Source organism: Pseudomonas sp. GYB4201 (genome assembly GCF_056312595.1).
The window spans coordinates 18219-36830 of sequence record NZ_JBWGIG010000057.1 but is presented as its reverse complement, the minus strand read 5'-3'; the positions used below and the strand labels follow the sequence as shown (position 1 = coordinate 36830).

13 protein-coding genes and 3 tRNA genes are annotated in these 18612 nt (G+C 64.4%); all 16 read left to right on the top strand.

The annotated features are described in order from the left end of the window. Positions 1-114: 114 nt before the first annotated feature. On the top strand, positions 115-1116 hold the full coding sequence (locus tag AC0Z2B_RS30700; protein WP_476301742.1) for an aspartate-semialdehyde dehydrogenase: 1002 nt from the start codon (positions 115-117) through the stop codon (positions 1114-1116). A 137-nt stretch (positions 1117-1253) separates the two neighbouring features. Continuing rightward, positions 1254-4064, top strand: a complete 2811-nt coding sequence (locus AC0Z2B_RS30695; protein WP_476301740.1) for a FimV/HubP family polar landmark protein — start codon at positions 1254-1256, stop codon at positions 4062-4064. Between the two features lie 109 nt (positions 4065-4173). After that, a complete protein-coding gene (gene truA, locus AC0Z2B_RS30690) occupies positions 4174-5028 on the top strand; it encodes a tRNA pseudouridine(38-40) synthase TruA (RefSeq protein ID WP_475506132.1) in 855 nt (284 codons plus the stop codon). Between the two features lie 61 nt (positions 5029-5089). Next, positions 5090-5710, top strand: a complete 621-nt coding sequence (locus tag AC0Z2B_RS30685; RefSeq protein ID WP_476301738.1) for a phosphoribosylanthranilate isomerase — start codon at positions 5090-5092, stop codon at positions 5708-5710. Between the two features lie 295 nt (positions 5711-6005). After that, positions 6006-6926 carry an acetyl-CoA carboxylase, carboxyltransferase subunit beta gene (gene accD / locus AC0Z2B_RS30680; RefSeq protein ID WP_416426021.1) on the top strand — a complete coding sequence of 307 codons (921 nt, stop codon included), beginning with the start codon at positions 6006-6008 and terminating at the stop codon, positions 6924-6926. Beyond that, the gene (folC, locus tag AC0Z2B_RS30675; protein ID WP_473003939.1) at positions 6923-8230 is read left to right on the top strand and encodes a bifunctional tetrahydrofolate synthase/dihydrofolate synthase; all 1308 of its coding nucleotides are present in this window, start codon (positions 6923-6925) and stop codon (positions 8228-8230) included. Before accD ends, folC begins: the two co-directional genes overlap by 4 nt. Next, on the top strand, positions 8214-8885 hold the full coding sequence (locus tag AC0Z2B_RS30670) for an SPOR domain-containing protein (RefSeq protein ID WP_476301736.1): 672 nt from the start codon (positions 8214-8216) through the stop codon (positions 8883-8885). The genes folC and AC0Z2B_RS30670 overlap by 17 nt, the downstream gene beginning before the upstream one ends. A 77-nt stretch (positions 8886-8962) precedes the next feature. Continuing rightward, positions 8963-9523 (top strand): CvpA family protein, encoded by a 561-nt coding sequence (locus tag AC0Z2B_RS30665; protein WP_416426015.1) that lies wholly within the window; start codon positions 8963-8965, stop codon positions 9521-9523. 42 nt (positions 9524-9565) lie between these two features. Continuing rightward, positions 9566-11071, top strand: a complete 1506-nt coding sequence (purF, locus tag AC0Z2B_RS30660) for an amidophosphoribosyltransferase (protein WP_416426013.1) — start codon at positions 9566-9568, stop codon at positions 11069-11071. Positions 11072-11306: 235 nt separating this feature from the next. After that, complete coding sequence (locus AC0Z2B_RS30655; RefSeq protein WP_027981620.1) at positions 11307-12521, top strand: O-succinylhomoserine sulfhydrylase; 1215 nt, start codon at positions 11307-11309, stop codon at positions 12519-12521. After that, a complete protein-coding gene (locus AC0Z2B_RS30650) occupies positions 12518-13294 on the top strand; it encodes an SDR family oxidoreductase (protein WP_476301734.1) in 777 nt (258 codons plus the stop codon). Before AC0Z2B_RS30655 ends, AC0Z2B_RS30650 begins: the two co-directional genes overlap by 4 nt. A gap of 123 nt (positions 13295-13417) precedes the next feature. Beyond that, a tRNA-Val gene (locus tag AC0Z2B_RS30645) sits at positions 13418-13493 on the top strand. Positions 13494-13555: 62 nt separating this feature from the next. Then, a tRNA-Asp gene (locus AC0Z2B_RS30640) sits at positions 13556-13632 on the top strand. A gap of 94 nt (positions 13633-13726) precedes the next feature. Continuing rightward, positions 13727-13803: transfer RNA gene (locus AC0Z2B_RS30635), tRNA-Asp, on the top strand. A gap of 249 nt (positions 13804-14052) precedes the next feature. Then, on the top strand, positions 14053-16512 hold the full coding sequence (locus AC0Z2B_RS30630) for an RCC1 domain-containing protein (RefSeq protein ID WP_476301732.1): 2460 nt from the start codon (positions 14053-14055) through the stop codon (positions 16510-16512). Positions 16513-16564: 52 nt separating this feature from the next. Continuing rightward, a complete protein-coding gene (locus AC0Z2B_RS30625) occupies positions 16565-18556 on the top strand; it encodes a hypothetical protein (RefSeq protein ID WP_476301730.1) in 1992 nt (663 codons plus the stop codon). The last annotated feature ends 56 nt before the right edge of the window (positions 18557-18612 follow it).

The window sequence follows — 18612 nt, the reverse complement described above, 5'->3', positions numbered from 1 at the left end:
CCGGGCCCCGCGCAGCCTGGCGGCAGCGGCTACGGTGTTTTTAGCGAAATTTCCCACAAGGGCAGCCAATCCAGTAAAGTGCCGCCCCCCTGCCAACTCCCCGAGGAACCTCCCATGACCCAGACTTTCGACATCGCCATCATTGGCGCCACCGGTACCGTCGGCGAAACCCTGGTGCAGGTCCTCGAGGAGCGTGATTTCCCGGTGGGCAACCTGCACCTGCTGGCCAGCATCGAATCGGCCGGCGCCTCGGTGCCGTTCCGCGGCAAGAACGTGCGGGTGCGCGAGGTGGAGCAGTTCGATTTCAAGCAGGTGCGCGTGGCGTTCTTCGCGGCGGGCGCCGCCGTGACCCGCAGCTTCGCCGCCAAGGCCACGGCAGCCGGTTGCACGGTCATCGACCTGTCCGGCGAGCTGGCGGCGCCGCACGTGGTGCCGGAGGCCAATGGCGAGGTGCTGGCCACCCTGCAGGCGCCGGTGCAGGTCGGCAGCCCCAGCTCCAGCGCGGTGGCGCTGGCGCTGATCCTGGCGCCGCTGCGTGAACAATTGGCCCTGGTGCGGGTCAATGTCACCGTTGCCATGGCCGTGTCGGCGCTGGGCCGCGAGGCCGTCAGCGAGCTGGCGCGCCAGACCGCCGAGCTGCTCAACGCTCGCCCGCTGGAGCCACGTTTCTTCGACCGCCAGGTGGCGTTCAACCTGCTGCCCCAGGTGGGCAAGCCGGATGCCCAGGGCCATGTCGGCCTGGAGCGCCGCCTGGTGAGCGAGCTGCGCGAGCTGCTGCAGCTGCCTTTGCTAAAGATTTCCGTGACTTGCGTTCAAGCTCCGGTGTTTTTTGGCGATAGCCTCACTGTGTCGCTGCAGACCGAGGCTGCCGTCGACCTGGCAGCGGTGAACGCCGCGCTGGACGGCGCCGAGGGCGTGGAGCTGGTGGAGGAGGGGGACTACCCCACCCCGGTCGGTGACGCGGTGGGCCAGGATGTGGTCTATGTTGGTCGCGTGCGCACCGGCATTGATGACCCCTGCGAACTCAACCTTTGGGCTACGCTCGATAACGTGCGCAAGGGCGCCGCGCTAAACGCCGTGCAGCTGGCTGAGTTGTTGATAAAAGACCTGCTGTAAAAGATACTTGGCAACAATTTGCATAATGATTCTAGCCCGGTGCCAAGCGCCGGGCCGATTGCTTGAGGTGAGCTGCCTCCAGGCAGCTTTTCACTTCTTCTCGCTTGCCGAGGAAATGTTCAAACAAGGATTAGGCCATGGTTCAAGTTCGCAAACTGGTGTTAGCAATAGCCGCCGCTACGGCGCTGTCCTCCGGTATGGCGCGTGCACTGGATCTGGGTGAAGTCACCCTCAAATCGGCCGCCAACCAGCCGCTGGTGGCCGAGATCGAACTGCTCGACGTTCGCGACCTGGCGCCGGCCGACATCAAGCCCAGCCTGGCCTCGCCCGAGGAATTCCAGAAAGCGGGCGTGAACCGCGATGCCATCCTCAATGACCTGACGTTCACCCCGGTGATCAACAGCGGCGGCCGCAGCGTGATTCGCGTGACCTCGAAGCAGCCGGTCAGCGAGCCGATGCTCAAGTTCCTGGTGCAGGTGCTGTGGCCCCAGGGCCGCCTGTTGCGCGACTACAGCGTGCTGGTCGATTCCAGCAAGTTCGGGCCGCAGAACGCCGCCCCCGTGCAGCCTGCCACCACCCCCGCGGTCACCACCCAGACCCAGGGCAGCGAAGGCGGCTACACCACCGGCAAGCGCGACACCCTGTGGGACATTGCCCAGAAGAACGCCGTGCCGCCGGCCTCCGTGCAGCAGACCATGCTGGCGATCCAGGCGCTGAACCCCGACGCCTTCGTCGACGGCAACATCAACCGCCTCAAGACCGGCCAGGTGCTGCGCCTGCCGGACGCTCCACAAGCTACCGCCCTGGGCCAGGGCCCGGCGATTGCCGAAGTGGCCCGCCAGAACGCCGCCTGGCGTGAAGGCCGGCGCCTGGGCCCGCGCGCCCAGCAGCTGGACGCTACCCGCCGCACCGGCACCGGCAACGCCCCGGCGCAGACCGAGGCCGGCGACAAGCTCAGCCTGGTGGCTGCCGATGGCAAGAACGGCCAGGGCAAGGCCGGCGACCGTCAGGCGCGCCTGGCCCAGGCCAAGGAAAACCTCGACGCCACCCGCCGCGACAATGCCGAGCTGAAAAGCCGCATGGGCGACCTGCAGAGCCAGCTGGACAAGCTGCAGAAGCTGATCCAGCTCAAGAACGATCAACTGGCCAAGCTGGAAGCCGCCAGCGCCGCCGCACCGGCTGCGCCTGCCGCCGATGCCGCAGCCGCCACGCCGGCCCCGGCCGTCAACGCCCAGCTTGCGCCGGCCCCGGCACCGGATGCCGCCACGCCGGCGGCCCCGGCCGCACCCGCCACGCCACCGGAAGCGGCCACCCCCGCGCCGGCACCTGCCCCAGCACCGGTAGAAGTCCCGGCCCCGGCCGAAGCGCAGCCTGGCCTGTTCGGCAAGTTCCTGACCAGCCCGATCATGCTCGGCCTGATCGGTGGCGCCGCGGTGCTGATCCTGCTGCTGGCGGCGCTGCTGCTGGCGCGTCGCCGCAAGGCCCAGCTGGAAGCCGAAAAGCACATGCGCATGGCCCGTGCCCTGGCCGAGGAAACCGACTTCGACAAGGACCTGGACCTGCCGCCCAGCAGCTTCGAAGGCCTGGAAACCCCGCCGCCCGCGGTGAAGCTGGCGCCGGCCATGGTCGCCGCGTCTGCCGCTGCCGCCGTGGCCGCCGCCGAGCCGGCGCCGGTGGTGCAGCCGCCGGTGTCCGAAATCATCCCCACGCCGCCGCTGCGCCCGGCTGCCGAGCCGGTGGTTGCCGCGCCGGTGGTCGAACCGCTGGTGGCCTCGGTCATCGAGCCAAAAGTGGCGCCGGTGGTTGCCCCTGAAGCCGACCTGCTGGCCGAGGCCGACCGCCTGATGGCCGAAGGGCGCCTGGGCGAGGCCGCCGAGCTGCTGGAACCGGCCGTGAAGGCCCAGCCCGAGCGCAGCGACCTGCGCCTCAAGCTGATGGAAGTCTACGCCCACCAGGGTGACCGCAACGCCTTCATCGGCGAAGAGCGCCAGCTGGTTGCCACCGGCCAGAACCACAACGCCGTGGAAGCGCTGAAAGCACGCTTCCCGGCCATGCTCGGGGTGGCCATGGCCGCTGCAGGCGCTGCCGCCGTGGCCGCCGAGCTGGACGCCCAGTACGTCAAGGACCTGCTGATGGACGAGCCGGGTGCCGCCGACCCGATCGACGACACCTTCGACAGCGACTTCGACCTGAACCTGGACGACGACCTCGGCGAGCCGGCCGAACCTGACCTGGACGTCGCCGACTTCGACGACGACCTGGTGCTGGACGCCCCGCAGCCGCTGGAAGCAGCCGCCGAGCCTGCGCCTGCCGTGGAGGCCCCTTCGGCCCTGGAAGAGGACGACCTGGACTTCGAGGCGCTGCTGGCCGAGCACAGCGCGCCTGCCGAAGCGCCGCCGGTGGACGACCTGGCCGATTTCGACCTGGCCATCGCCGACGACGAGCCGGCCGCGCCGACCCTGGACCCCGAGCTGGAAGCCCAGCTGGAAGATTTCGAGGCCGAGCTGAACCTGGACAAGCCCGACGTGCCGCCGGCACCGGTGGATGACCTGGAGCTGCCGGACGACTTCGACCTGTCCCTGGCCGAGGAAATGGACGCCGCGCCCAAGGCCGCCCCGGACAAGCTGCACGAGCAGCTGGGTGACGTCAGCGCCGAGCTCGACAAACTCTCCGCCAGCCTGGAGCACCCGCCCATCGCCGAGCCGTTCAAGGCCCCGGAGAAGCCGGCGCTGGACGACCTCGACAACCTCGACGACCTGCCGCCGTTCGAAGACGACTTCGACTACCTGTCGGGCACCGACGAGGCCGCCACCAAGCTCGACCTGGCGCGTGCCTACATCGAGATGGGCGACCACGACGGCGCCCGCGACATCCTCGACGAAGTGGTCAAGGAAGGCACCGAGGGCCAGCAGAGCGAAGCGCGCGAGATGCTCTCGCGGCTGGTCTGAGGCCGCCACCGCAGCATGACAACGGCAGCCCGCGTGGCTGCCGTTGTCGTTTCTGCCCCCTGGCCCCGTATAATGGCGGCCATTGCGCTTTATCACAGGCTTGAACCACGTGGACATTCTTCAACAATCGGCCAGCGAAGTCGCTGCCGAAGGCTTCACCCGCATCGCCCTGGGCGTCGAATACAAAGGCTCGCGCTACCGCGGCTGGCAGCGCCAGGCCAGCGGCGTGCTGACCGTGCAGGAAACCCTGGAAAAGGCCCTGTCGATCGTCGCCGACTCGCCCGTCGACCTGATGTGCGCCGGCCGCACCGACGCCGGCGTGCACGCCTGTGGCCAGGTGGTGCACTTCGACACCCGCGCGGTGCGCTCCATGAAGGCCTGGACCATGGGCGCCAACATCAACCTGCCCCACGACATCAGCGTGACCTGGGCCAAGGAGATGCCGGCCACCTTCCATGCGCGCTTCACCGCCATCGCCCGGCGCTACCGCTACGTGATCTACAACGACCAGATCCGCCCCGCGCACCTGGGCGACGAGATCACCTGGAACCACCGGCCGCTGGACGTGGAGCGCATGGCCGAGGCCGCCCAGTACCTGATCGGCACCCATGACTTCAGCGCCTTCCGCGCCGGCCAGTGCCAGGCCAAGTCGCCGATCAAGCAGATGCACCACGCCCGCGTGACCCGCCACGGCAAGATGATCGTGCTGGATATCCGCGCCAACGCCTTCCTGCACCACATGGTGCGCAACATCGCCGGCGTGCTGATGACCATCGGCGCCGGCGAGCGCCCGGTGGAGTGGATGCGCGAAGTGCTGGAAGGCCGCGAGCGCCGCGCGGGCGGCGTGACCGCGCACCCGTTCGGCCTGTACCTGGTGCAGGTGGAATACCGCGACGAGTTCCCGCTGCCGGAGCGCTACATCGGCCCGCACTTCCTGACAGGCTTCGATACATTGCCGGGCTGACGGCATGGAATCCATTTGCTAACATCCAGAGCTTTGGCGTCTTCCTGAGGTTTTTCCGCATATGTCCGCCGTTCGCAGCAAAATCTGCGGTATTACCCGCATCGAGGACGCGCTGGCCGCAGCCGAGGCGGGCGCCGATGCCATTGGCCTGGTGTTCTATGCCAAGAGCCCGCGGGCCGTCACGGCCGAGCAGGCGCGCGCCATTGTCCGCGCGCTGCCGCCGTTCGTGACCACCGTGGGGTTGTTCGTCAATGCCAGCCGCTGCGAGCTGAACGAGATCCTCGAAGTGGTGCCGCTGGACCTGCTGCAGTTCCACGGCGACGAGACCCCGGCCGACTGCGAGGGTTACCACCGCCCGTACATCAAGGCCGTGCGCGTGCGCCCCGACGAAGACCTGGAAGCCATCTGCAAGCAGTACAGCGGTGCCAGCGGCATTTTGCTCGACACCTTCGTGGCCGGCGTGCCGGGCGGCACCGGCGAGGCGTTCGACTGGAGCCTGGTGCCTGCGCGGCTGAGCAAGCCGGTCATCCTGGCGGGCGGCCTGTCGGCGGCCAACGTGGCCCAGGCCATCGCCCAGGTGCAACCTTATGCGGTAGACGTCAGCGGCGGGGTAGAGGCCGCGAAAGGCATCAAGGACGCGGAAAAGATCGAGGCGTTCATGCAAGCAGTCAAGGGAACCTGACCCGTAGCAGCTGCCGCAGGCTGCGTCCCGGGCCCGCGCAGTGCAGCAGGAAACACGCGGGTGTCAGTGACGCGGCCTGGCGGCCGCTGCTACAGGCGTCAAAGGATGTGACGGTTGCCAATCTGCCACCGTCCATACCTCTGGCAAGGCGATGGCGACCGATGGGTCGGCCATCCGAAATTTGAAGATGGCGCGAGCGCACACGTGCAGTTCCCCATCCTTTACACGAATTAAATTGAGCTCAAGGGCATGCGCGGGATCGCGCGAGCTGTCCCCGTTACTGGAGAAATAAAGCATGAGCAACTGGTTGGTAGACAAACTGATCCCTTCGATCATGCGTTCCGAGGTGAAGAAAAGCTCGGTGCCTGAAGGCTTGTGGCACAAGTGCCCGTCCTGCGAGGCGGTGCTGTACCGTCCCGAGCTGGAAAAGACCCTGGACGTTTGCCCCAAGTGCAACCACCACATGCGCATCGGCGCCCGTGCGCGCCTGGACATCTTCCTCGACGCCGAAGGCCGCAACGAGCTTGGCGCCGACCTGGAGCCAGTGGACCGCCTGAAATTCCGTGACGGCAAGAAGTACAAGGACCGCCTGACCGCGGCCCAGAAGCAGACCGGCGAGAAAGACGCGCTGATCTCCATCAGCGGCACCCTGCTGGGCATGCCGGTGGTGTGCAGCGCCTTCGAATTCTCGTTCATGGGCGGCTCCATGGGTGCCATCGTCGGCGAGCGCTTCGTGCGCGCGGCCAACTATGCCCTGGAAAACCGTTGCCCGATGGTGTGCTTCGCCGCCTCCGGTGGCGCGCGCATGCAGGAAGCGCTGATCTCGCTGATGCAGATGGCCAAGACCTCGGCCGTGCTGGCACGCCTGCGTGAAGAAGGCCTGCCGTTCATCTCCGTGCTGACCGACCCGGTGTACGGTGGTGTGTCCGCTTCCCTGGCCATGCTGGGTGACGTGATCGTCGCCGAACCCAAGGCCCTGATCGGCTTCGCCGGCCCGCGCGTGATCGAGCAGACCGTGCGTGAAAAACTGCCGGAAGGCTTCCAGCGCAGCGAATTCCTGCTGGAGCACGGCGCCATCGACATGATCGTCTCGCGCCAGGAACTGCGCCCACGCCTGGGCAGCCTGCTGGCACAGATGATGGGCCTGCCAACTCCAACCTTCGTCGCCGCTCCTATCGAGCCGATGGTGGTTCCACCGGCGCCTGCCACTGTATGACGCAACGTACCCTGGGCGAGTGGCTCGCTTATCTTGAGCAGTTGCACCCGGCGGCCATCGACATGGGCCTGGACCGTTGCCAGCAAGTGCTGGCGCGGCTGGGCCTGGGTCGCCTGGCGCCGCGGGTGATTACCGTCACCGGCACCAACGGCAAGGGTTCGACCTGCGCCTTTGTCGCTTCGCTGCTCAAGGCCCAGGGCCTGAAAGTCGGCGTCTACGCCTCGCCACACCTGCTGCGCTACAACGAGCGGGTGCTGATCGACGGCGTGGAGGTCGACGATGCCCGGCTGTGCGAGGCCTTCGCGGCCCTGGAAGCAGCCCGTGGCGAAATTTCCCTGACCTACTTCGAAATGGGCACCCTGGCAGCCTTCTGGCTGTTCAAGCAGGCGGCGCTGGACGCCGTGGTGCTGGAAGTGGGCCTGGGCGGGCGGCTGGACGCGGTCAACCTGATCGACGCCGACCTGTCCCTGATCACCAGCGTGGGCCTGGACCACGCCGATTACCTGGGCAACACCCGCGAATCCGTGGGCTTCGAGAAGGCCGGCATCATGCGTGCCGGCCATCCGGCCCTGTGCGGCGACCTCGACCCACCGCACACCGTGCTGGACAAGGTGGCCGAGCTGGGCTGCCCGTTCTTCTTGCGCGGCGATGCGTACGACCTGACCATCGGCGACAGCCAGTGGCAGTGGCGTGGTCGCACCCTGGCCGGCGACGCGCTGGTGCTGGACGGCCTGCCGCTGCTGGACCTGCCCATGGAAAACGCCGCCCTGGCGCTGCAGGCCTATGCCCTGACCGGCCTGCCTTGGCAGCGTGAGCAACTGGTCGCCGCCTTGCTGGCCACCCGCGTCACCGGCCGCCTGGATCGGCGCCAGGTGACCTGGAAAGGCAAGCCCCTGAACCTGTTGCTGGACGTGGGGCACAATCCCCACGCCGCCGAGTACCTGGCGCGCCGCCTGGCCGCCCGGCCACCGGCGGGCAAGCGCCTGGCGGTGTTCGGCCTGCTGGCCGACAAGGACCTGGACGGCGTCATCGCGCCGCTGGCCAGCCATGTCGCCCAGTGGGCGGTAGCGCCGCTGCCCACCGGCCGTACGCGCCCGGCGGACGAACTGGTGCAGGCCCTGGCGAACCTTGGCGCGACCGTGGCGTCCTATGCCAGCGTCGAACAGGCCCTCGAGGCCCAGTGCGACCTGGCAACGGCGGATGATGAAATACTGCTGTTCGGATCTTTTTATTGTGTCGGCGAAGCCCTGGAGTGGCTGGCCCGGCATGCCACGGAGGAAGTTGCGGATGGCTTTGCTGGATAAGGTGTTCAAACAGCGCATGGTAGGCGCCCTGGTGCTGATCGCCCTGGCGGTGATTTTCCTGCCCATGCTGTTTTCCCGCCAGGACGAGCTGCGCCAGGTGCGCGTGGACGCGCCCGAAGCCCCGCAGGCGCCGGTTGTCCCGCAGGTCAAGGTCGAGCCGGTGCCGGTGCCTGAGCAGCAGAGCCTGCCCCAGGACGCCGAATCGGTGGAGGCCCAGGCTGCGCCCACCGCGCCGCCGCCTTCGATGCCGGTAGCGCCGCAGCCGGTCGTCGCTCCAGCCCCACGTGCCCAGGTTCAGGCGCAGGCGCCAGCGCCGGCACCCAAGCCAGCCCCTGCACCCGTGGCCAAGCCTGCTCCAGCGCCTGCGCCGGTGGCCAAGGCCGACACGGCCGCCAGCAAGATCGACGCCAACGGCCTGCCGGTGAGCTGGGCGGTACAACTGGCCAGCCTGTCCAGCCGCAGCGGCGCCGACAGCCTGCAAAAATCCCTGCGCACCCAGGGCTATAATGCCTATGTGCGCTCGGCCGACGGCATGAACCGGGTGTTCGTGGGGCCGCTGATCGACCGCGCCGAGGCCGAGCGCCTGCGTGACCTGATCAGCCGCCAGCAGAACGTCAAGGGTTTTGTGGTACGGTTCCAGCCAGAGCGCAACTAAACAGCTGGCAATCACTGCTTACCCATAAGGCGGCGCTCTGCTAAAATGCGCCGCCTTATCCTGTTGCAGGCTGCACCGTGGCATTTACCTGGGTTGACTGGGCGATACTCGCGATTATCGCCATCTCCGCTTTGATCAGCTTGAAGCGCGGCTTCGTCAAGGAAGCCTTGTCTCTGCTCACCTGGATCATTGCCGGTGCGGTCGCCTGGATGTTCGGAGGCGCATTGTCACAATACCTGGAAGGCTACATCCAGACGCCTTCTGCCCGCGTGATCGCAGGCTGCGCCATCCTGTTCGTCGCCACGCTGCTGGTCGGCGCCATGGTCAACTTTCTCATTGGTGAACTGATCCGCGTGACCGGCCTGTCCGGCACCGATCGGTTCCTGGGCACCGCCTTCGGCGCGGCGCGCGGCGGCCTGCTGGTGGTCGTCGGCGTCGGGCTGCTGAGCCTGGGCCCGTTTCAACAAGACACCTGGTGGCAACAGTCTCGGCTGGTGCCCCAATTTCTATTGGTCGCCGACTGGTCGAAAAACCTCGTTCTGGGGATGACCAGCCAGTGGCTCGCCAGCGGAATCAGCACACCAGTTGATATTCCGTTCAAGGATCAACTCTTCCCGACCGCTCACAAGGGTCAATGACGGGTTGTTCAGTTCAGATTCATTAAGTAGGGGTTGCGTCGCATGTGTGGCATCGTCGGTATCGTCGGTAAGTCGAACGTCAATCAGGCGCTGTATGACGCGCTAACCGTCCTCCAGCACCGCGGCCAGGACGCTGCCGGTATTGTGACCAGCCATGATGGCCGGTTATTCCTGCGCAAGGACAACGGGTTGGTGCGTGATGTGTTCCAGCAGCGCCATATGCAGCGCCTGGTGGGCAGCATGGGCATCGGCCACGTGCGCTACCCGACCGCGGGCAGCTCGACCTCGGCCGAGGCCCAGCCGTTCTATGTCAACTCGCCGTATGGCATCACCCTGGCGCACAACGGCAACCTGACCAACGTTGAACAGTTGGCCAAGGAAATCTACGAATCGGACCTGCGTCACGTCAACACCAGCTCCGACTCCGAAGTGTTGCTGAACGTGTTCGCCCACGAGCTGGCCACGCGCAAGCAACTGCAGCCTACCGAGGAAGACGTGTTCGCCGCGGTGGCTGACGTGCACAAGCGCTGCAAGGGCGGCTATGCCGTGGTGGCGATGATCACCGGCTACGGCATCGTCGGCTTCCGCGACCCGAACGCCATTCGTCCGATCGTCTTCGGCCAGCGTCACACCGACGAAGGCGTGGAGTACATGATCGCCTCCGAAAGCGTGTCCCTGGACGTGCTGGGCTTCACCCTGATCCGCGACCTGGCTCCGGGCGAAGCGGTGTACATCACCGAAGACGGCAAGCTGCACACCCGCCAGTGCGCGCCGAACCCGCACTACGCGCCGTGCATCTTCGAGCACGTGTACCTGGCCCGCCCTGACTCGATCATCGACGGCATCTCGGTGTACAAGGCGCGCCTGCGCATGGGCGAGAAGCTGGCCGAGAAGATCCTGCGCGAGCGTCCCGAGCACGACATCGACGTGGTCATCCCGATCCCGGACACCAGCCGCACCGCGGCCCTGGAGCTGGCGAACCACCTGGGCGTGAAATTCCGCGAAGGCTTCGTCAAGAACCGCTACATCGGCCGTACCTTCATCATGCCCGGCCAGGCCGCGCGCAAGAAATCGGTACGCCAGAAGCTCAACGCCATCGAGCTGGAATTCCGCGGCAAGAACGTGATGCTGGTGGACGACTCGATCGTGCGCGGCACCACCTGCAAGCAGATCATCCAGATGGCCCGTGAAGCCGGCGCCAAGAACGTCTACTTCTGCTCGGCGGCCCCGGCCGTTCGCTACCCGAACGTCTACGGCATCGACATGCCAAGCGCCCACGAGCTGATCGCGCACAACCGCAGCACCCAGGAAGTGGCCGACCTGATCGGCGCCGACTGGCTGATCTACCAGGACCTGCCGGACCTGATCGACGCTGTTGGCGGTGGCAAGGTCAAGATCGAGCACTTCGACTGCGCGGTGTTCGACGGCAAGTACGTGACCGGCGACATCGACGAGAAATACCTGAACAAGATCGAACAGGCGCGCAACGACGCCTCGAAAATCAAGACCCAGGCCGTGAGCGCGATCATCGACCTGTATAACAACTGATCGGTAGCGCGTTCCACGACGCCCGGGCCTCTGCAAAGAGCCCGGGCGTTTTTGTGAGTACCTCACTTTCTCGTCGCGGCGGCCGCCAGGCGCCGCTGTCCCTTCAGTACACTGGAGATCTGCGGCGTGGAACAGGGCCAGCGCAGCCTGGCGGCAGCGGCTACAGGCCTGCACCAGCGGAATTTGGTAGACTTGCGGTCTGCGTTTTCTAATTACCAGCTTTAGGAGTAGCGGCATGACACAGGAATGGGACGCCGGGCGACTGGACAGCGATCTGGAAGGGGTCAGCTTCGACACCCTGGCCGTGCGCGCCGGTCAGCACCGCACGCCGGAAGGCGAACACAGCGACCCGCTGTTCTTCACCTCCAGCTATGTATTCCGCACCGCGGCCGACGCGGCGGCGCGTTTTGCCGGTGAAGTGCCAGGCAACGTCTACTCGCGCTACACCAACCCCACCGTGCGTTCGTTCGAGGAGCGCATCGCCGCCTTGGAAGGCGCCGAGCAGGCCGTGGGCTTCGCCACCGGCATGGCCGCCATCACCGCCGTGGCCATGGGCCTGTGCAGCGCCGGCGACCACGTGCTGATCTCCCAGAGCGTGTTCGGCTCCACCATCAGCCTGTTCGACAAGTACTTCAAGCGCTTTGGCATCGAGGTGGACTACGTGCCACTGGCGAACCTGGCAGGGTGGGACGCGGCCATCAAGCCCAACACCAAACTGCTGTTCGTCGAGTCGCCGTCCAACCCGCTGGCCGAGCTGGTGGACATCACCGCCCTGGCCGAGATCGCCCACGCCAAGGGCACCCTGCTGGTGGTGGACAACTGCTTCAGCACGCCTGCGCTGCAGCAGCCGCTGAAGCTGGGCGCCGACATCGTCGTGCATTCGGCCACCAAGTTCATCGACGGCCAGGGCCGTTGCATGGGCGGCGTGGTCGCCGGCCGTGCCGAGCACATGAAGGAAATGGTCGGCGTGGTGCGTACCGCCGGTGCTTCGCTGAGCCCGTTCAACGCCTGGATCTTCCTCAAGGGCCTGGAAACCCTGAACCTGCGCATGCGCGCCCACTGCGCCAGCGCCCAGGCCCTGGCCGAGTGGCTGGAGCAGCAGGACGGCATCGAGAAGGTGCACTACGCCGGCCTGCCCAGCCACCCGCAGCACGAACTGGCCAAGCGCCAGATGCGCGGCGGCTTCGGCGGCGTGGTCAGCTTCGAGGTCAAGGGGGGCAAGGAGGGCGCCTGGCGCTTCATCGACGCTACCCGCCTGATTTCGATCACCGCCAACCTGGGTGACAGCAAGACCACCATCACCCACCCGGGCACTACGTCCCACGGTCGCCTGTCGCCTGCCGAGCGTGAAGCCGCCGGCATCCGTGACAGCCTGATCCGCGTGGCCGTGGGCCTGGAAGACGTGGCCGACCTGCAAGCCGACCTCGCGCGCGGCCTGGCGGCATTGTGATCGACTGGTCTGCGAAAACCGCCAGCCACAATGGCCGGGTCGCCCTGGTCACAGGCGCGGCGCGCGGCATCGGCCTGGGCATCGCTGCCTGGCTGATCGCCGAGGGCTGGCAGGTGGTGCTCACCGACCTTGACCGCGTGCGCGGCCCCAAGGTGGCCCAGGTGCTGGGCGAGAACGCGCTGTTCATTGCCATGGACGTCGCCGACGAAGCCCAGGTCAAGGCTGGCGTGGCCCAGGTGCTGGGCCAGTTCGGCCGCCTGGACGCGCTGGTGTGCAACGCCGCCATCACCGACCCCCACAACACCACGCTGGAAACCCTGGCGCTGGAGAAGTGGAACCGCGTACTGGCGGTGAACCTCAGTGGGCCGATGCTGCTGGCCAAGCACTGTGCGCCGTACCTGCGTGCCCACGGCGGCGCCATCGTCAACCTGGCGTCCACCCGTTCGCGCCAGTCCGAGCCCGACACCGAGGCCTACGCGGCCAGCAAGGGCGGCCTGGTTGCCCTGACCCACGCCCTGGCCATCAGCCTGGGCCCGGAGATCCGGGTCAATGCCGTGAGCCCGGGCTGGATCGACGCCCGCGACCCGTCCGAGCGCCGCGCGGCACCGCTGTCCGACGCCGACCACGCCCAGCATCCGGCAGGGCGCGTGGGCACCGTGGAAGACGTGGCGGCGCTGGTGGCGTGGCTGCTGTCGCGCAATGCCGGCTTCGTCACCGGGCAGGAGCTGGTGGTGGACGGCGGCATGACCCGCAAGATGATCTACCAGGAATAGAAGAAGGTGCCCCCATGGAGGGGGGTGCGAGGTAAGAAAACCGTCTTTTTTGAAAAAACTTCAATAAAGTTATTGACTTACCTTCGTTGGCTGCGTAAAGTTCGCGTCATTGGAGAGGCAAGAGGGTGATTAGCTCAGCCGGGAGAGCATCTGCCTTACAAGCAGAGGGTCGGCGGTTCGATCCCGTCATCACCCACCACTCTGATCCTCTTTCATCCCAAAGAGGGGAGGCCTTGTTACTGAGAAGGCGTCCAGCACTGCGCAGCGGTAGTTCAGTCGGTTAGAATACCGGCCTGTCACGCCGGGGGTCGCGGGTTCGAGTCCCGTCCGCTGCGCCATTTTTACCTGATTCGGCCTTGCCGTGTCAGAGATCGAGAAGCTCGAAACGTCTCGGTCAGACCTGTTTCAACTGCACGCAAGTGCAAGCGATACGCAGCGGTAGTTCAGTCGGTTAGAATACCGGCCTGTCACGCCGGGGGTCGCGGGTTCGAGTCCCGTCCGCTGCGCCATACAAAGCTTCGAGGCCCTTGAACTCCTTGAAGCACAAAGAAAGCGACCTTCGGGTCGCTTTTTTTGTGCCCGCGATTTAACCCAAGCCCGTAGCAGCTGCCGCAGGCTGCGTCCAGTGCACCCCGCGATTGCCCAAGTTTGCCCGCCCATAGATGCTGGCACTTTAGCTCCTGATAGTTCTGACAGTTACTCCACGCACTGGCGTGGTATCTAATCGGTGTCCACCTTCCAAAGTCTGGACACCGACAATGACCTCCTCCAAACCACCTTCCTTGCCGACCTTTGCCCCCCTCGATTCCAGTTTATCTGCCGCCCGGGGCGATTCCTTCCTGGTTCTTCAGGATTTGCGCATTCCTTTGGGGGAATCAATCCCGGTCGTCGTCGAAGACGATGACGGGAATGAGATACCGGGCGACGCGGGCGTCAATATCGCCTTGATGTCCAGTGGGGCCGGACTGATGGTGATAGTCGAGCCTTATCTGAACATGGCCTTTGGTGACGAACTGTATGTGTTCTGGTCTGACCGTTCGGTGGCTGCTGTATCGAGGATCGTAGAGCGGGATCAGGTCGACAAGCCCGTTGACCTGCAAGTGCCCCCTGCATCAATCAGCAATGGTCAGGCCGCGGTCTGGTACCGGGTTAGGCGGATTAGTGGGGCTGTGGAGGACTCTGACGATCTGCAAGTTCTCGTCAAACTCACTCGCCCAGGCGGCGAGGATCCGGACCCGGCGCTGCCGGGCCATCAAAATCTCGCAGCCCCCGAGGTGCCGGTAAGCGTGGTCTTGCCCGAGCATGGCATCAATGGATTGGACATTACCCTTCCGCCTTACCCCGAGATGCGGGTGAGAGATCTGATCACCCTGCGTTGGGGGGAGCTTGAAGTGAGGCGCCAGGTGCTGGCGCAGGAAGTCGGCAGGCGGGTAGTCATTCATGTAGAGGGTGACGTTATCACCCAGGCTGGGGATGCCCCGGCCTTGTCTGTGGCCTACAAAGTAAGGGATGAAGTCCAGAATGAGTCTCGCGATGGCATAGGCCAACCTTGGTCTGAGACGACCTTTGTGCGGGTGGAAGTAGAGGCCCAGTTGTTCGACGCTCCATCCGTGCTGGAGGCGTCCGGCGACTACCTCGATCCTGCCCAGCTCCCTTCCAACCATGCCACCGTGAAGGTTGACCACAACGGTGTGATTTTGGCCGGTGACAGAGTCACTTGTTTCTGGGTCGGTGAGGTTAGCGGGCTGTTTTCCACCTGGGACGTGGCGGGCGGCGGTCCGAGCACATCACTTTTAATCTACCTCAAGGACATTGCGCCGAACCTGGGAAGCGCAGTCGTTATTTATTACCGGGTCGAGCGGGGTGGGGTGCGCATTGGTACTTCGCATCGTGCCACTTTGAATATCGGCCCACCGACGTTGCAGAAACTGACGGTCTCAGGGGGCAGAAGCGATGCCGGCCCCTTCTACCACGCCAATCCGCGCCGCCTTGAGGTGCTTGATGCCAGTGCTACGGGAACCATTTACTGGCAGTACAGCGGGCGTCCCGACATTCGGATTGGGCCAGCCTTTCTCGATGTTTGTCCAGAGCGCGAGCTGACCGTTATACAGACAGAGCAAGGGCAGTTAGACAGGATTAGTTCGCTGCGCCCGCGAAACGTGGCGGGTATTGGTGGTTACTCTACCGTTCGTAGCGGTTGCTTGGTTAAAAATGACGGTACCGTATTTGCCTGGAACGCCAGCGGTGAGATCGCCCCCCCGCCCCAGCTGGCTCGCGTGCACACAGTAGCGGCGAATCTTCAGGCTTACGCTGCGATTCACTCGGACGGCCAGGTAACCTGCTGGGGGAGCAGGGACGCTGGGGGGCTAGCACCGCCCGGGTTGTCAGGGGTTGTAGTCGTTGCTTGCTCAGGTCGTGCGTTCATCGCCCTGCGGGGCGATGGCTCAGTCGTTACTTGGGGCGATCCCTTGGGCGGGGGGCTGATTCCCCCGTTGATTGCGCCTCAGCTGCACGCCGTGACACAGGTGATCGGAAGCAACGACGCCTTCGCGGTGCTTCGTGAAGATGGAGAAGTATTCTGTTGGGGAGGCGAGCAATGGCCTCACGGAATGCACGTCCACGCCGCAAGCGGTAGTCAGCGTATCAGCGCCTCTGGTAACGCCTTCGCAGCGCTCACCAGTCAACGCACTGTGGTTGCCTGGGGGCTTGCAGCCGACGGTGGAAGCATTCCCGCTGAACTAGCCGCACAGCTGACGAATGTTCAACTGATTGTCTCTACAAGTTCCGCCTTTGCGGCGATGACTGGGGAGGGGAAGGTGCTTGCTTGGGGAGACCCGCGGTTCGGCGGTCAACTGCCCGCAGCCATTACCAATGCCAAGCATGTGGTGGGCAGCACCACGGCATTCGCTGCGCAAACCTTGGACGACCGGGTGGTGGGCTGGGGGCTCGCCAGCGAAGGCGCCAATGTCCCTGCCAACTTGCAGGCCAGTTACCTGACGGCTGGCTACGGCTCGTTCGCTGCTATCCGGCCTGACGGCTCTGCCATTTCCTGGGGCGTAGTGGGCGGTGAATACATCGGGAATGACAGCCGAGCCCTTTATGAGGCTGGCGGTAACTTCATCGTGTTGACAGGCGATGAAAAGGTCATTGCCTGGGGGCTCGATAATTTAGATCTACAGCATCTTGATGGACAGTTGACTCAGCTCGTACAGGGCTGAGCGTTACAGCATGCAAGCCTGCCCGCCTTCAGGGCACATCCGGAGAAAGTCGATGAAAACAGATAAGAGTGAAGTTCGTGCAGCACCCGTTGCAGAGGCAGTTGAAATTATCGGCGAACCTCAAGTGGGGGGTACATTAAATGGAAGTTACCGATACCGTAATGTGCCTGAAAACCCAGAGGGACAGTCGCATTACCAATGGGTGGTCGAGGGCAGGGTGGTCAATGAGACGATCGCTGTTAATGTCATTTCAGCTTACGCCGGCAAGGAAATAACCTTTACCGTCACCCCCGTTGCACAGTCGGGCGAAATTGGTGCGCCGGTTTCCTCAGTTGCAAAAATTGCGGTCACTGGCTTTCAAAATATCACCGATGAAGAGAACGAAGCTTGCTTCATGAAGCAGCATGGTAACTTTTCGTTTTACGTCCCGGAGCCACCAGATCGGATTTTCGTTTCCACAGGCGGCGCATTTTCGCTGATTGATGCGCCTACCAAGAGCGTGCATGTTCGCGGTCAGGTTGATTACGGTGCGGTGGTACCCGATGCCATCAAGTCTTACCTCGCCAATAATCCTGCTACGGTGTTGTATTCCACGGAAAGAGACTTTGGCGCGCTAGTTCCAGTGGCGGCCAGCTTCCGCAACCAGCTGTTGCTGTGGGGCGGTAATATCCCTGCCAACCTGGACCTTGCCAAGTTGCGCAATATCAACTCGGTCTACGCGAACGGTACTGCATTCGCTTACATCTATAACCAGATGAACGCGGATAATCACTGGATCGGTGCGATAGGCAACGCGGCGAATGGGGGGGTGGTGCCTGATAGTATCCATCTGAAGCTGGTGACGGACCCTCCGCATGCCATTTACTCCACCTTTGAGGCGTTCGCCGTACTGACGCGCAGTGGCAAGGTCTATGCGTGGGGGAATGCAGCCAGTGGTGGGCTGATCAATGCGGATGCGCAAGCCTATCTGGACCGCATCAAGGTCAAGCGGATCATCGCAAACATGAGCGCCTTTTGTGCTATCGACGACGCTGACTATCAGATTGTGCCTTGGGGTAACGCGGCCAACGGCGGCACTATCCCTGCCGATCGCCTGGATACTATCTTGCGAGAAAACGGGGTGAAGAACATCATCGCCAACCGAGCAGCCTTTTGCGCCATCACCAAGGGACGCTCCATGGCTGTTAGCTGGGGCAATGCCGAGCAAGGCGGAAATATGGGGCCTGGCGCCGCAGGGTTGGCCGCGCGTGGCGGGATCGTGCTGTGCAGGGTGGCTACCTGGGCATTCTGCATGGTTAACGCGCTCGGCCAGGCGGAAGCGTGGGGGGTGGCCAATTCCGGGGGGACAATCCCCGTCACCAAAGCCAACGAGCACGACCCTCAGGTGATTGAAAACAATCAGGTGCAGCCCGCACGGGTTGAAGATTTGCTGGGGCGCTCAGTGAAGGACAGTATCGAGAGCTACTTTAAATCGAAACTGGGGTTCAACTTCGCTAAAGGCCAGGAGGCAGCAGCGGATGAGTGGGCGGTAAACTTCGCCCGTGGCGTGAAGTCGGTGTCTTCGCGGATTGTCATCGGCGACGGCGTGGTAACCGCGTTCGGCAACGACTCGAGCTTCTTCCTGATGGCGCAGGATGAAGACCTGTTTACCAACCAACTTTGGGTGTGGGGGCAGGCCAATGGTGGAGGCGCAATGTCGGCAGACATCCGTCAGGCGCTGATGGCGAGCCAGATTCGCGCCGTCTACTGTACCAACGGCGCTTACGGCCTGATTGTTTCCCAGGGCAATACTCATGGGGTAGTCATCGTGTGGGGGGCCACCCTGGCCCAGGAGGATGCAGGTGAAATCCCCGCAGTGCCACCGGAGGTGGGTGAACTGCTGCGCGGTGGCGGGGTGATCGAAATGTACTCCATCAAACGCGCCCCGCCGGTAAACCCAACGCCAGTACGCGTCGATCCGTCGTTTGCGGCGCGGCATATCAGTGGCGCCTATGTGCTGTGGGGCGGGAACGTGGATAACCACGTGTTCCATCCTTCCGAGTAAAGCTGCGCCTGCCATGGCGTTTTAGCCAAGTTTCAGGTGGGGCAAGGGGGCAGTAT

Excerpts from the sequence above, each read along its gene's own strand:
- AC0Z2B_RS30700 (WP_476301742.1), top strand. The coding sequence starts at position 115 with ATGACCCAGACTTTCGACATCGCCATCATTGGCGCCACCGGTACCGTC.
- AC0Z2B_RS30695 (WP_476301740.1), top strand. The coding sequence starts at position 1,254 with ATGGTTCAAGTTCGCAAACTGGTGTTAGCAATAGCCGCCGCTACGGCG.
- AC0Z2B_RS30685 (WP_476301738.1), top strand. The coding sequence starts at position 5,090 with ATGTCCGCCGTTCGCAGCAAAATCTGCGGTATTACCCGCATCGAGGAC.
- accD (WP_416426021.1), top strand. The coding sequence starts at position 6,006 with ATGAGCAACTGGTTGGTAGACAAACTGATCCCTTCGATCATGCGTTCC.
- folC (WP_473003939.1), top strand. The coding sequence starts at position 6,923 with ATGACGCAACGTACCCTGGGCGAGTGGCTCGCTTATCTTGAGCAGTTG.
- AC0Z2B_RS30670 (WP_476301736.1), top strand. The coding sequence starts at position 8,214 with ATGGCTTTGCTGGATAAGGTGTTCAAACAGCGCATGGTAGGCGCCCTG.
- purF (WP_416426013.1), top strand. The coding sequence starts at position 9,566 with ATGTGTGGCATCGTCGGTATCGTCGGTAAGTCGAACGTCAATCAGGCG.
- AC0Z2B_RS30655 (WP_027981620.1), top strand. The coding sequence starts at position 11,307 with ATGACACAGGAATGGGACGCCGGGCGACTGGACAGCGATCTGGAAGGG.
- AC0Z2B_RS30630 (WP_476301732.1), top strand. The coding sequence starts at position 14,053 with ATGACCTCCTCCAAACCACCTTCCTTGCCGACCTTTGCCCCCCTCGAT.
- AC0Z2B_RS30625 (WP_476301730.1), top strand. The coding sequence starts at position 16,565 with ATGAAAACAGATAAGAGTGAAGTTCGTGCAGCACCCGTTGCAGAGGCA.